Source organism: Phenylobacterium conjunctum, from assembly GCF_042679085.1.
GTDB lineage: Bacteria > Pseudomonadota > Alphaproteobacteria > Caulobacterales > Caulobacteraceae > Phenylobacterium > Phenylobacterium conjunctum.
Genome location: NZ_JBHTLQ010000080.1, coordinates 1 through 12,557, shown reverse-complemented (window position 1 = coordinate 12,557; position 12,557 = coordinate 1). Strand labels below are relative to the sequence as shown.

The following is a 12,557-nucleotide window of genomic DNA, read 5'->3' as shown; positions in this document are numbered from 1 at the left end:
ATCCAGGGCGGCGCGGGCGGCGGCGGCGTCAGGTCGGCGATCTGGGTCAACCGTCCCCCGCCCGGCAGGCGGCTGGGGTCGCGCAGGCCCTCGGCGACCGCGCCCTCGTCGAGCCCGGCGAAGGTCTCGACCGCGGCGAGGCTGCCCTCGAACAGCAGCAGGGAGGGACCGGCCGTCCCCAGTTCCCGCTGCAGGGCGGTGGCCGACCCGGCCAGGGGGCCGACATCGATACGGGCCGCGGCGGGGTCGGTGAGCAGGAAGGCGCAGGCGGTGATCTGGGCGAACCGCCGGGGCGGCGTCCAGTTGTGGGCCAGGTAGGTGTCGATGATCTGCGACAGCCGCTGCTGCGACGCCGAAACCCCCGCCCCGAAGATCCGCAGGCATCCGGCAGGTATCACGTGTGTCCCCAGTTCTGGCGCCCGACGGCCACGGCACTCAAGGCCCGACGTCGTAAACAGAACCTTTCGCGCTTAGCGTGCTATGCGCGACTTTACGCCACATGCTGGTTCGGCAAGCCCTGGCCCCGCACGCGCCAAATACTCATTTCGAGGAATCTGACGATCGGTCGCGGGGCGCCTTTACCCTTTGCTATCGAACCCTGCCCGCAAATGCTTCTCAACATTTGAGTTTTGGGACCCCCATGGCTTCAAGTCTGCCTCACGGTCAGGCGGCAGTGCGCCGGATCATCGCCCTGGCGGTGGTGATCCTGGCGGTGGTTCTGGCGGGCGGCGCCGGCCTGATGACCTATATGGCGGCCTCCGCCGACCAGGCCCAGGTCGCCGAGGAACGGGCCCTGATGTCCCGCCGGCTGGACGACCTGCAAGGCTGGCTGCAGCAGGACGCCAGCGCCCTGGCCTCGGACGAGCAAGCCTATGCGCACCTTGGTCGGCCTGATCCTGACCTCGCCTGGGCCGACGAAGCCCTTGGCGCCCGCATCGCCCGCTCCGGCGGCGACGCCGCGCTCCTGGTCCTGGACGCCACGGACCGGCCCACCTACGCTTGGCGCGGCGCGGGCCGGGCCGAAATCAGAGAGGTTCAGGCCCTGCGCCAGGATCTCACGCCCCTGCTGGCGGACCTCCGGGCCCGCGAGGCCGTCAACCTCAAGCTCACCCACACCCTGGCGCACGATCGGGCCCGGGAGCCGGTCAGCGGCAGCGGCCTGGTTCGCTCCGCCGGCGTCATTCACCTGGCCGCGCTCGCCACTGTGGCGACCCCCGGGACGCGGTCCGGTCCCGCCCCGATCGTCATGACCGCCTGGCGCCTGGATCAGAACCTGCTGCGGCGCCTGGAAGACCAGCTGCATATCTCCCGCGTCCGGCTGGTTCCGGCCGATCCGACCGCGCATGGCGCGCGCTATCCCCTGACCGACGTGAACGGCTTCGTGGTCGGCGACCTGGTCTGGACGCCCAAGCAGCCGGGCCGCGAGATGCTGGCCCGCGGCATGCCGGTCTTCGCGGTGATGTTGTCGATCCTCATCGTCTCGGCCCTGGCCCTGGCCGCCCGGATCAGCGCGATCCTGCGCGAGATGGCGGCCCGCGACACGGCCCTGGACCGCACCATGGAAGAACTGGTCCGGGCCCGCGACCAGGCCAACGCCGCCAGCGTCGCCAAGTCCCAGTTCCTGGCCAATATGAGCCACGAGATCCGCACCCCGCTGAACGGCATTCTGGGCATGGCCCAGGTGATGAGCCGCGAAGACCTGAGCGAGGGCCAGCGGGACCGGCTGAACGTCATCACCGGGTCGGGCCACACCCTGCTGGCGGTGCTCAACGATGTGCTCGACATCTCCAAGATCGAGGCCGGCCGGCTGGAGATCGACAATCACGAGTTCGACCTGGGCGAGGCGCTGAAGTCGGCCTGCGCGCCCTTCACCGCCCTGGCGGCCCAGAAGGACGTCCAGCTCAACCTGGACCTTGATCCCCTGGCGCTTGGCCTGTGGTGGGGGGATAGCACCCGCCTGCGCCAGATCCTGACCAACCTGGTCTCCAATGCGGTGAAGTTCACCGCTGAAGGCCATGTGACCGTGTCGGCCGAGCCTATCCCCGGCGGCCTGCGCTTTGCGGTGCGCGACAGCGGCATCGGCATCCCGTCCGATCGGCTGGGCGACCTGTTCCAGAAGTTCAGCCAGGTGGACGCCACGACGACCCGCCGGTTCGGCGGCACCGGTCTGGGCCTGGCCATCTGCAAGGAGCTGACCGAGCTTATGGGGGGGCGCATGTGGGCGGCCAGCGAGGCCGGCCAGGGCTCCACCTTCGCCTTCCAGCTGCCCCTGGAGAAGCGAGCGGACCAGGTGGTGGATGACGTGGCGGACACCGCGTCCGCGCCGCGCACGGGGGCGATCCGGATCCTGGCGGCGGAAGACAATCCGACCAACCAGCTGATCCTGAAGTCGCTGCTGGAACCCTTCGGCGTCGACCTGACCGTGGTCGGCGACGGGCGCGAGGCGGTCGAGGCCTTCTCGCTTGGACCGTTCGACCTGATCCTGATGGACATCCAGATGCCGGAGATGAACGGCGTGGAAGCCACCGCCGCGATCCGAGCCGCCGAGGCGGCGCAGGACCGCGCGCCGACGCCGATCCTGGCCCTGTCGGCCAATGTCATGAGCCATCAGGTGCGCGAGTACCTGGCGGCCGGCATGAGCGGCTTCGTCTCAAAGCCCATCGAGGCGCCCAAGCTGCTCACCGCCATTGACGTCGCCCTGGCCGAGGCCGAGCAGCAGGGGGTTGAGGACAAGGGCGCGGCGCGCGCGGCCTGATCATCTTCCCTGGACCTGGCCCCAAGGTCGGGCGATCCTGTCGGCATTGCCGAACCAAGAATTTGATGGGGAAGAATTATGTCCAGGACCCTGCTCGCGGCCGTGGCCGCCGGGCTCATCTCGCTGTCCGCCCAGGCCCAAGCCCAGGCTCCCGCTGACCCGCCCAAGAACGACTACGGCGACAAGGCCAACTGGCTCTGCCTGCCCGGCCGCGCCGACGCCTGCGCCGCCGACAACACCACCACGGTCATCGCCGCCGACGGCAAGATGACCCGTGAGGCCTGGACGGGCGATCCCAAGGCGCCGGTCGACTGCTTCTACGTCTATCCGACGGTGTCCAATGATCCGGGCGTGATCTCGGACATGGTCGCGGGGCCTGAGGAGATTTCGGTCGTCACCAGCCAGCTGAACCGGCTGGGGGCCAAGTGCCGCATCTTCGCCCCACTCTATCGCCAGTTCACCCTGACCGCCCTGCGCGCCGCCGTGGCCGGCGGCCCGGCCGCCAGCGCCGCGCGCCCCAACACCGGCTATCTCGACGTGGTCGACGCCTGGAACTGGTACCTGGCCCACGAGAACAAGAGCCGCGGCGTGGTCCTGATCGGCCACTCGCAAGGCTCCGGCGTCCTGACCCAGCTGATCGCCAAGGAAATCGACGGCAAGCCGGCCCAGAAGCTGCTGGTCTCAGCCATCCTCGGCGGCACGTCGCTGCCGGTGGACAAGGGCAAGGACACCGGGACCTTCAAGTCGATCCCGACCTGCAAGAGCGCGGGTCAGGTCGGCTGCGTCATCGCCTGGGCGAGCTTCCGTGACACTGTCCCGCCGCCCGCCAACACCCGGTTCGGTCGCCCGCGTGACCTGAACCCGGCCATGGAGGCGGTCTGCACCAACCCGGCCGCGCTGGCCGGGGGCTCCGCGCCGCTGCACGCCTATCTCGGGACCACGACCAACGGCCAGGACGCCGCGGCCTGGGTGAAGGGCGGCGCCAAGGTCGAGACGCCCTTCGTCTCGGTCCCTGGCCTGCTGACCGGCGCCTGCGTGTCGAAGAACGGCTTCAACTATCTTGAGGTCCACGTGAACGCCGACCCTGCGGACCCGCGCACCGACGACATCAAGGGCGACGTGGTCTACGGGACCCAAGTGGCCCAGGACTGGGGCCTGCATCTGATCGACATGAACCTGGTCATGGGCGACCTGGTCACAGTCGTCGGCGCCGAGACCAAGACCTGGCTGAAGCACTGAGCCGTGGCGTCCTCCCCCTCAGCGGGGGAGGACCTCAACCACCAGTGACCTTGCGGCCGATGAAGGCGCCCAGCGCCAGGAACAGCACGAAGCCGATCACGAAGACGAAGAACAAGAGCTTGGCGACGCCGGCCGCGGCGCCCGCGATGCCGGAAAAGCCCAGCGCCCCGGCGATCAGGGCGACGATGGCGAAGATGAGGGCCCATTTCAGCATGGCGCGCTCCTTGAGTTGAGGATCAGGTTCCGGCGCGTACAACGCCGCTTTCGAGCCTGCGTTCCGGCTTCCCTCCCCTCCGTCCGGCGGGCTAGAACAGGCTGTCATGTCGAAGAACCCCGAAAGCCCCATCGAGCCCTTCAAGCGCGCCCTGGCCAACGCCGCGCGCTCGCTGGCCGAGAGCCCCGACCTGGAGATCGTCTATTCCGGCGAGGGCCCGCAGCTCGTGGGCAATCGCGCGGTGCTGCCGCACCCGCCCCGGGACCTGAACCCGGCTGAAGCCGCGCGCATCCGCGGCCTGGCTGACCAGATGGCCCTGCGCATCTCGCACCATGACGCCGCCGCCCACGCCAAGGGCCGCCCGGCCTCGGCCGAGGGCGCGCCGGTCTATGACGCCCTGGAGCAGACCCGCATCGAGGCGATCGGCGCCAACGCCCTGGGCGGGGTGCGCGAGAACCTGAAGGCGGTGCACGAGGCCGCCTGGGCCAAGCGCACCTTCAATCCCGTCGAGGCCGCGGCCAATCCGCCGGTGGCCGAGGTCCTGGGCCTGATGGTGCGTGAGCGCCTGACCGGCGTGGCCCCGCCCGCCGCCGCCCAGCCCCTGGTCGACCTGTTCAAGAAGGATATCGAATCCCGCGCCGGCGCGGACCTCGACAAGCTGGCCGAGGTGATCGACGACCAGAAGGCTTTCGCCAAGCTGGCCCGCACCATCCTGCGCGACCTGTCCATGGGCGACGACCTGTCCGACGCCCCCGACCAGCCGGACCAGCAGGAAGAGGAAGGCGAGGACGGCGAATCCGAGACCTCGGAAGAGGGCGATGAGGGCGAAGGCGAAGGCCAGACCCCGCAGCAGTCCTCCATGGACGAGAACGAGGCGACCCACAGCGAAAGCGAGGACGCCGACAGCCAGATGATGCAGGCGGAGGATGACCCCAACGCCGAGGACACGGACGAGCCGCCGGAGATGGGCGAGGGCGAACAGCCCGCCCGTCCGGAGATGAAGGGCGACGCCAAGGTCCCGACCTACAAGGTCTTCTCCACCGCCCACGACGAGGTGGTCGCCGCCGAGGAGCTGTGCGATCCGGAGGAGCTGACCCGCCTGCGCGCCTATCTGGACCAGCAGCTGGCCAGCCTCTCCAGCGTCGTCTCGCGCCTGGCCAACAAGCTGCAGCGCAAGCTGATGGCCCAGCAAAACCGCACCTGGAGCTTCGACCTCGAGGAAGGCATCCTCGACACCGCCCGGCTGACCCGGGTGATCACCGACCCCACCGCCTCCCTCGCCTTCAAGGAAGAGGACGACACCGAGTTCCGCGACACGGTGGTGACCATCCTGATCGACAATTCCGGCTCCATGCGCGGTCGGCCGATCATGGTGGCGGCGGTCTGCGCCGACATCCTGGCCCGCACCCTGGAACGCTGCGGCGTGAAGACCGAGATCCTCGGCTTCACGACCCGCGCCTGGAAGGGCGGGTCTTCGCGCGAAGACTGGCTGAAGGCCGGCAAGCCCGCCCAGCCGGGCCGCCTGAACGACCTGCGCCACATCATCTACAAGGCCGCTGACGCCCCGTGGCGGCGCGCCCGCCGCAACCTCGGCCTGATGATGCGCGAGGGCCTGCTCAAGGAGAACATCGACGGCGAGGCCCTGATGTGGGCGCACCAGCGAATGCTGGGCCGGCCCGAGGCCCGCCGCATCCTGATGGTGATCTCCGATGGCGCGCCGGTGGACGATTCGACCCTGTCGGTGAACTCCGGCCACTATCTGGAACGCCACCTGCGCGACGTGATCGCCGAGATCGAGGGCAAGAGCCCCGTGCAGCTGATCGCCATCGGCATCGGCCACGATGTGACCCGCTACTATCGCCGCGCCGTGACCATCGTCGACGTGGAGCAGTTGGCCGGCGCCATCGTCGACCAATTGGCCGAGCTGTTCGACGAGGAGATCCGCAAGGTCACCCGCAAGTCGGCCAGCATCCTGCCCCCGCCGCCCAGCACCCAGGGGCCGCAAGGTCCCGCCCGGCGTTCGACCTTCAAGGAAGTGCGGAGAGCGGTGGCCTGATGCTGCGGGGCGCGCGACTTGGCCTTGGTCTGGTCGCCGCCCTGGCCGTCGGCGCCTGCGCGCGCGCCGAGCCTGTGGCGCCGCCGCGCGACATCACCATCGCCGCCGCGGCCCTGCCCCTGAACCCGGAGGCTCCGGACCAGCAGGGCGTGGGCGCCTTCGCCTATGCCGGCGGCGTGGCGCTGACCTCGGCGGAGACGCCGCGGCTGCACGGCCTGTCCGATATCGCCTTCACGCCCGACAGCGCGGTCGTCCTTCAGGGCGACCAGGCCGATGTGGTGACCGCCCGGCTGGTGCTCGATTCGTCTGGCCGGCTGACGGGCCTGGCCGAAGCGCGACTGTCCGCATTGGCCGACGCCCAGGGCATGGCCTTCGACCAGAAGCTGGAATGGGCCGACGCCGAGGGCGTCGCGATCCTGGCCAATGGCGACCGGCTGGTCAGCTTCGAGGACCACGACCGCATCCTCGTCTATCCGGCCAAGGGCGGCCCGCCCCGGCCCGCGCCCATGCCCTCGGTCGCCTTCCGCCACAACAATGGGATGGAGGCCCTGGCCGCCCTCCCCGCCCTGGGGCCGGACGTCTACCTGACCGGCTCGGAGGACACCGGCCAGACCTGGATCTGCCGTCTGTCGGCGGCCTGTGTCGAGGACCGGCAGATCCCTGTGCCCCCGGGCGCGGGCCTTGTCGCCGCCACCGCCGTGCCCGCCGGCGGGATCGCCTATCTGACCAGGGCCTACACGCCGGCCACCGGCAACCAGATCCGCTTGCTGATCTTCGACGCCAAGGGCGCCCAGGTGGGCGAGCTTGCCCTGCAGCGCCCTCTCACCGTGGACAATTTCGAGGGCGTCGCCGCCCAGGCCCGCCCGGATGGGCGCACTCGCTTCTATCTGATTTCAGACGACAATTTCTCGGGCAAGCAACGCACCCTGCTGCTCGCCTTCGACTGGACGCCGCCGACCCGATAACGGCGGACCTGCATTTTTAGGAGGCCCCCATGAGCCGCGCCGACATCACGATTCCGACTCCCGACGGGCCGGCCCGCGCCTTCGCCTTCACCCCGGATGACGGCTCGACCGGGCCCTGGCCTGGCGCGATCATCGCCATGGACGCTCCTGCGATCCGCCCGGCCCTGTTCGACATGGGCCAACGCCTGGCCGACGCCGGCTATTTCGTCCTTCTGCCTGACCTGTTCTGGCGGGCGGGCCCCTATCCCAAGCTGGACATCGCCAAGGCCAGGGCCGGCGACCCGGAACAGGTGGAGTTGTTCGGCCGGCTGCGAGCGTCGACCTCCGTTGAGCGGCAGATGATCGATGTGGCGGCCTGCTTGGACGACCTGGGGTCCGACCAGCGGGTGAAGCCCGGCAAGGTGGGAATCACCGGTTACTGCATGGGCGGCTCCATCGCCCTGCGGGCCGCCGGAACCTTCCCCGACCGCATCGGCGCGGCCGCCTCGTTCCATGGCGGGAACATGGCCACCGACGAGGCGACCAGTGCTCACCTCCTGGCGCCCCGGATCACGGCCAAGGTCCTGGTGGCCGGCGCGGTGGAGGACCGCAGCTATGACGAGGCCCAGAATGAACGGCTGAAGACCGCCCTCATCCAGGCCGGCGTCGAGGCCGACGTCTCCATCTGGCCCGGCTGTCGCCACGGCTGGGTGCCCGCCGACATGCCGGTGCACAATCCGGAAGGCGCCGAACGGCACTGGAAGGAGCTCATCGCCCTGCTGGACAGTGCGCTGAAGTAAGGCCGCAAATCGAACCTTCGCCCCGCAAGCGGGGCGAGGGAGAAGAGTGCGCCCCAAAAGCAAAAGGGCCGCCCCGAAGAGCGGCCCTTTCGAATTTCGCGAAGAACGCTTCGGCCTTAGGCCGCGGCGGTCTCGGCCAGCTTGGCCTTCAGGGCGCGCTTGATCTTCAGGGCGCGGGCCGAGAGCTGCTCGTCCTTGGCCTTCACGAGGAAGGCGTCGAGACCGCCCTTGAAGTCCAGGGTGCGCAGCGCGGCGTTGGTGACGCGCAGCTTGAAGGTCTGACCCAAGGTGTCGGACTGCAGGGTGACCGGAGCAAGAGCCGGCAGGAACCGACGCTTGGTCTTGATGTTCGAGTGGCTCACATTGTGGCCGATCATCGGACCGACACCGGTGAGTTCGCAACGACGCGACATGGCTTTCAGACCTACGCGAGAAAAGATGTGAGCGGACGGGGGTCCGCAACGGAGCCGGCGATATAGGCGAAGGCCTGGGCCGACGTCAAGGCGCGCCTGTCCCCGCCGGACGGAAAGCGCGCCGCACACCCTGCGGCACGGCTCAGCAATTGTGGTTAACGGCGGATCAGATACAATACCTTGTAGGGAACAAATCCCGAATCGGCGCGAGTCACTGATTCGGTCATGATTCGTTTTGCGCCTGTTCCGGGCGTTAATCTTTGGCGTCCCGACCTTGCCCTCCAGGATCCACGACGATCAGGTTTCACTGGACGAGGCCCAGGTGCGCGCCCTGCTGGCGGCGCAGTTTCCGCAAGGTGCGGGCCTTTCCTTGAGAGAGATCGCCGCCGGCACGGACCACGCCCTTTGGCGGCTGGGCGAGGATCTGGCCGTCCGCCTGCCCCTGCGCGCCTCCGCCGCCGCCCAGGCGCAAAAGGAACAGCAGTGGCTGCCGCGTCTGGCCAAGGGCCTGCCCCTGCCGATTCCCGAGGCGATCTTCGCTGGGCGGCCGAGCGACACCTATCCCTGGGCCTGGAGCGTCTGTCGGTGGATCGAGGGCCGCACGCCTGCCGAGGGCGACGACCTCGTGGCGACGGCCCGGGACCTTGGCGGCTTTGTCGCCGCCCTGCGCGCCCAGGAGTCCACGGGCGGGCCCGCGGCGGGGGGCCACAACTTCGGCCGCGGCCTGCCGCTCGCCACCCGTGACACCGCCACCCGGCAGGCCATCGCCGCCTGCGCGGGGCTGATCGACACCGATGCCGCGCTTGAGGCCTGGACGCGCGACTCAGCTGCGCCCGTCTGGACGGGTCCGGCGCTCTGGGTTCATGGCGACCTCTGCCGCGGCAACCTGCTGCTGCGCGAGGGCCGGCTGGCGGCGGTGATCGATTTCGGCGGCCTGGGCCTGGGCGATCCGGCCTGCGACCTGCTGCCGGCCTGGAACCTGTTCGACGCGCAAGCCCGCGCCGCCTATCGCGCGGCGCTCGCCCCTGACGAGGCCAGCTGGGTCCGTGGCCGGGCCTGGGCGCTATCCGTGGCCCTGATCCAGCTGCCCTACTACCGCGAGACCCTGCCAGCCCTGGCCGCCGACGCGATGAGGACCATCGAGGCGGTGCTTAAGGACACGCCCCCTTCGGCGCCAGCCTCAGCCTGACCTTGCCGATCAGGAGGTCCTGCATCGCCCGCTCGGGCGGCGCGAGGACCACCTGGCCGGCCTTCAGGCCGTCATCGAGGCCGCAGGTCTGGCCCGCCAGGTCACCGAGCTTCACCCAGGCGCCGTTGGACAGCCCATAGAGGCCGCGCGGGCCACCATAGGCGAAGACCGCGATCTCCGCCTGACCGTCCCCGTCCAGGTCGCGGATCGCCGCCCGGCAGTCGCCCGTATCCCGCCCGCAGTCCGAGAAGGGATCCTCATCGGATTTCCAGCTCTGGCGGAGGAAGGCCTCCGGCAGGGTTCCGCCGCCCATCACCGGCATGACCCCGGCCCGCTCCGCCTGGGGCAGGGCCTTGGGGCCGAAGCGGTTGTCGTCCTTCTGGGCCATGCGGGCGCGCTCGGCGATGTCCAGGGCGCGGGCGTCGCCCTTGCGCGCGGCCAGGGCCGCCAGCGCCTTGGTCCCGGTGCGCCCGGAATCGAACTTCAGGAACCGATAGTCGAAGTCCTTGGGCGACACCTTGCCCGTATCCAGCCGATGGATCTGGTCGCTCACCGACAGGCGCGACGGATCGGCGATGGGGCTGAAGATCGCCAGCAGCACCGCCAGCACCAGGTGGGCGGCGATCAGGTTGGTGCGCTCGACCGGAACCATCCAGCCCTTGGGCCAAACCGCCGCTACGGCATAGCCCCCGCCATAGCACAGCCCCACCAGCACGCAGGCCACGCCCACCACCCGGTCCGGCGTCAGGCCGTGCTGGCCGATGCGCAGAGCCACCCCATAGGCGGCGATCAGCACCAGGGGCAGGATCAAGAGGCCCGTGACCCGCGCCGTCCAGCGCAGGGCCAGGGGCGGATGGTCCCGCCCCTCCCCGTCCTGATAGGTGGCGTTGGTCAGGATGATCAGGGCCGCCGCCGCGCCCAGAAGGATGCCCGCCGCGCTCTTGGTCGCCCACAGGGGCGCAAGGCCCGTGAACGGCAGCGCGGCGAGGAAGCCGACCCCGATCAGGGCCATCACCGGCGACAGCCAGGACAAGAGGGTCAGGGCCACGGTGCGGATGCCGCGCACCAGGCCGGCGCGCACATCGGTCAGGTGGACGGAGATGGCGAAGAAGGTCGCCGTGGCCGGAAAGGCGAACCACGGCTTGCCGATCACCTGCCCCACCAGCTTGATGCCAATCAGGTTGAACAGGGCCGCGCCCAGGGCCAGCAAGGCCCACAGGGCGCCCACGAACAGCACCGACAGGGCCAGCCGGACCCCGTCCTTCCAGGCGCCGTCGAAATAGCGGTCATAGGCGGCGAACCAGCGCCGCTCAGCGTCGGCGGCGGCCACCAGCTCGTGGGCGATGAACAGGCCGACCCCGGTCATGATCACCAACAGCGGCTGGGGCAGGTGCTCGTGGGCCAGGCGCGCCTCGGTCAGGGCGTCGTAGACCCCAAGCAGGGCCAGGACCGCCGCGGCGGCCGGCAGCCAGATCCGCAAGGTGGGGATCTTGATACGGTTGATCCCGCCCAGGGCCGCGACCGGCAGGAACAGGCAGATCATGAACAGGGCTTCGTAGAGGGCCGCGACCGCAAGGTTCTGGCCGACATGCTTGTCCCAGATGGTCAGGCCATAGAGGGCCAGCCCCTGGCTGAAGCCGACCGCCACGCGGACCAGCCCCTCCTCCCGCGTCGCCTCGGCGCCTTCGGGATCATTGAAGATCATGGTCATCGGCGGCCCCTCCCCGTCGGCGACAGTGAAGCGGCGCCTTGGGGCGGATGACAAGCGCCTTGCTAATAACTGACTGGTCAGTTATTTATTCAGCATGCTTCCCGCTGGCGAACCCAAATTCCGACGCCGTAAGGCCGACCGCCCTGACGAGATCCTCCAGGCCGCCCTGGACGTCTTTGCGCACAAGGGCTTCGCCGCCGCCCGGCTGGACGACATCGCCGCCCGCGCCGGGGTGTCGAAGGGCGCGCTCTACCTGTACTTCGCCACCAAGGAGGACCTGTTCCGCGCCGTGGTGGAGCAGAGCCTGGCCCCCAATCTCGCCTTCATCCAGGCCGTCGCCGCTCAGCCGCGCCCCTTCGCCGAGCTGGCCCGCAATGTCGCGACGCTGCTTCCCGCCCTGGCCGAGCGCCTGCCCATCGCCGCCATGGCCCGCATGGTCATCGGCGAGGCTCGCAACTTCCCCGAACTGGCCAAGGTCTGGCACGACCGGCTGGTGGGGCCGATTGTCGGGACCCTGGCCGGGGCCATCGCCGCCGCTCAGGCCCGCGGCGAGATCCGTCCCGGCGACCCCCGCGCCTACGCCCTGTCGCTCGCCTCGGCCATGCTGATCGGCCTGATCTGGAACGAGACCTTCGCCCCCGGCGGCGCTCCGCCCTTCGACGTCCCGGCCCTCGCCCGCCAGCATGTGGAGACGGTGCTGGCCGGCATGCTCACCAACCCCGGAGCCGCCTCATGAGACAACGCCTGCTCGTCCTGGCGCTGCTGGCCTGCGCCGCCCTGCTGGTCGCCGGCCTGGTGCTGGCGCCGCGCCTCGCGCCGCCCAAGGTGCTGTCCGGCTATGTGGAGGGCGAGGCGCTCTACATGGCCGCCCCGGTCTCCGGCGCCCTGGCGAAGGCCTCCGTCCAACGCGGCGACAGGGTGACCGCGGGCCAGGACCTGTTCGTCATCGACCCCGCCCAGGTGGACGCCCAGCGCAGCCAGGCTGAGGCCCAGGTCGCCGCCGCAGCAGCCCAGGCGCAGGACGCCCGCAAGGGCCAGCGCCCGGTGGAACTGGCCGTCTATGACGCCAATGTCGCCGCCGCCGAGGCCCGCGCCCGCGACGCCCTGGCCAGCCTCAATCGCATCCGACCCCTGGCCGCCCAGGGGGTCTACGCCCGCGCCCGGCTCGACGACGCCCAGGCAGCCTATGACGCCGCCGCCGCCCAGGTGGCCGCGGCGAAGCGCCAGCGCCAGGCT

At 70.0% G+C, this 12,557-nt stretch carries 10 protein-coding genes and 2 pseudogenes; 8 read left to right on the top strand and 4 right to left on the bottom strand.

Annotated features, from left to right (window positions below; translation table 11 throughout):
* A pseudogene (locus ACFQ27_RS19610) lies at nucleotides 1-398 on the bottom strand (hypothetical protein); the annotation flags it as partial.
* Nucleotides 399-640: 242 nt separating this feature from the next.
* On the opposite strand from ACFQ27_RS19610, the gene ACFQ27_RS19605 reads away from it, so the two are divergent.
* Together ACFQ27_RS19605 and ACFQ27_RS19600 are read left to right on the top strand one after the other, a co-directional pair.
* Nucleotides 641-2,755 carry an ATP-binding protein gene (locus ACFQ27_RS19605; protein WP_374348265.1) on the top strand — a complete coding sequence of 705 codons (2,115 nt, stop codon included), beginning with the start codon at nucleotides 641-643 and terminating at the stop codon, nucleotides 2,753-2,755.
* Nucleotides 2,756-2,833: 78 nt separating this feature from the next.
* Nucleotides 2,834-3,994 (top strand): DUF3089 domain-containing protein, encoded by a 1,161-nt coding sequence (locus ACFQ27_RS19600; RefSeq protein WP_377354759.1) that lies wholly within the window; start codon nucleotides 2,834-2,836, stop codon nucleotides 3,992-3,994.
* A 34-nt stretch (nucleotides 3,995-4,028) separates the two neighbouring features.
* Here the strand turns inward: ACFQ27_RS19600 and ACFQ27_RS19595 are convergent, their stop codons facing one another.
* A complete protein-coding gene (locus ACFQ27_RS19595; protein WP_374348270.1) occupies nucleotides 4,029-4,208 on the bottom strand; it encodes a DUF1328 domain-containing protein in 180 nt (59 codons plus the stop codon).
* 106 nt (nucleotides 4,209-4,314) lie between these two features.
* Between ACFQ27_RS19595 and cobT the strand changes: the two genes are divergently transcribed.
* From cobT to ACFQ27_RS19580, 3 genes are read left to right on the top strand one after another with little or no spacing between them, the layout of a single operon-like run.
* Complete coding sequence (cobT, locus tag ACFQ27_RS19590; protein WP_374348272.1) at nucleotides 4,315-6,264, top strand: cobaltochelatase subunit CobT; 1,950 nt, start codon at nucleotides 4,315-4,317, stop codon at nucleotides 6,262-6,264.
* Nucleotides 6,264-7,229 (top strand): esterase-like activity of phytase family protein, encoded by a 966-nt coding sequence (locus tag ACFQ27_RS19585; RefSeq protein WP_377354758.1) that lies wholly within the window; start codon nucleotides 6,264-6,266, stop codon nucleotides 7,227-7,229. Before cobT ends, ACFQ27_RS19585 begins: the two co-directional genes overlap by 1 nt.
* A 29-nt stretch (nucleotides 7,230-7,258) precedes the next feature.
* On the top strand, nucleotides 7,259-8,008 hold the full coding sequence (locus ACFQ27_RS19580; protein ID WP_374348278.1) for a dienelactone hydrolase family protein: 750 nt from the start codon (nucleotides 7,259-7,261) through the stop codon (nucleotides 8,006-8,008).
* A 116-nt stretch (nucleotides 8,009-8,124) separates the two neighbouring features.
* Here the strand turns inward: ACFQ27_RS19580 and rpmB are convergent, their stop codons facing one another.
* Nucleotides 8,125-8,421, bottom strand: coding sequence for a 50S ribosomal protein L28 (gene rpmB, locus ACFQ27_RS19575; protein WP_374348281.1), 297 nt, complete (start codon nucleotides 8,419-8,421; stop codon nucleotides 8,125-8,127).
* A 274-nt stretch (nucleotides 8,422-8,695) separates the two neighbouring features.
* Between rpmB and ACFQ27_RS19570 the strand changes: the two genes are divergently transcribed.
* Nucleotides 8,696-9,610: an aminoglycoside phosphotransferase family protein gene (locus tag ACFQ27_RS19570; RefSeq protein WP_377354757.1), complete on the top strand. Its 915-nt coding sequence runs from the start codon at nucleotides 8,696-8,698 to the stop codon at nucleotides 9,608-9,610.
* Here the strand turns inward: ACFQ27_RS19570 and ACFQ27_RS19565 are convergent.
* Nucleotides 9,573-11,321: a DUF4153 domain-containing protein gene (locus ACFQ27_RS19565; RefSeq protein ID WP_377354756.1), complete on the bottom strand. Its 1,749-nt coding sequence runs from the start codon at nucleotides 11,319-11,321 to the stop codon at nucleotides 9,573-9,575. The two genes, ACFQ27_RS19570 and ACFQ27_RS19565, sit on opposite strands and share 38 nt — an antisense overlap.
* 94 nt (nucleotides 11,322-11,415) lie before the next feature.
* Here ACFQ27_RS19565 and ACFQ27_RS19560 point away from each other — a divergent pair, with 94 nt between their 5' ends.
* Together ACFQ27_RS19560 and ACFQ27_RS19555 are read left to right on the top strand one after the other, a co-directional pair.
* The gene (locus ACFQ27_RS19560) at nucleotides 11,416-12,057 is read left to right on the top strand and encodes a TetR/AcrR family transcriptional regulator (protein ID WP_374348290.1); all 642 of its coding nucleotides are present in this window, start codon (nucleotides 11,416-11,418) and stop codon (nucleotides 12,055-12,057) included.
* Nucleotides 12,054-12,557: pseudogene (locus ACFQ27_RS19555) on the top strand (biotin/lipoyl-binding protein); the annotation flags it as partial. The gene ACFQ27_RS19560 and the pseudogene ACFQ27_RS19555, both read left to right, overlap by 4 nt.

Coding starts and splice junctions, on each gene's coding strand:
- ACFQ27_RS19605 (WP_374348265.1), top strand. CDS start 641: ATGGCTTCAAGTCTGCCTCACGGTCAGGCGGCAGTGCGCCGGATCATC.
- ACFQ27_RS19600 (WP_377354759.1), top strand. CDS start 2,834: ATGTCCAGGACCCTGCTCGCGGCCGTGGCCGCCGGGCTCATCTCGCTG.
- ACFQ27_RS19595 (WP_374348270.1), bottom strand. CDS start 4,208: ATGCTGAAATGGGCCCTCATCTTCGCCATCGTCGCCCTGATCGCCGGG.
- cobT (WP_374348272.1), top strand. CDS start 4,315: ATGTCGAAGAACCCCGAAAGCCCCATCGAGCCCTTCAAGCGCGCCCTG.
- ACFQ27_RS19585 (WP_377354758.1), top strand. CDS start 6,264: ATGCTGCGGGGCGCGCGACTTGGCCTTGGTCTGGTCGCCGCCCTGGCC.
- ACFQ27_RS19580 (WP_374348278.1), top strand. CDS start 7,259: ATGAGCCGCGCCGACATCACGATTCCGACTCCCGACGGGCCGGCCCGC.
- rpmB (WP_374348281.1), bottom strand. CDS start 8,421: ATGTCGCGTCGTTGCGAACTCACCGGTGTCGGTCCGATGATCGGCCAC.
- ACFQ27_RS19565 (WP_377354756.1), bottom strand. CDS start 11,321: ATGACCATGATCTTCAATGATCCCGAAGGCGCCGAGGCGACGCGGGAG.
- ACFQ27_RS19560 (WP_374348290.1), top strand. CDS start 11,416: ATGCTTCCCGCTGGCGAACCCAAATTCCGACGCCGTAAGGCCGACCGC.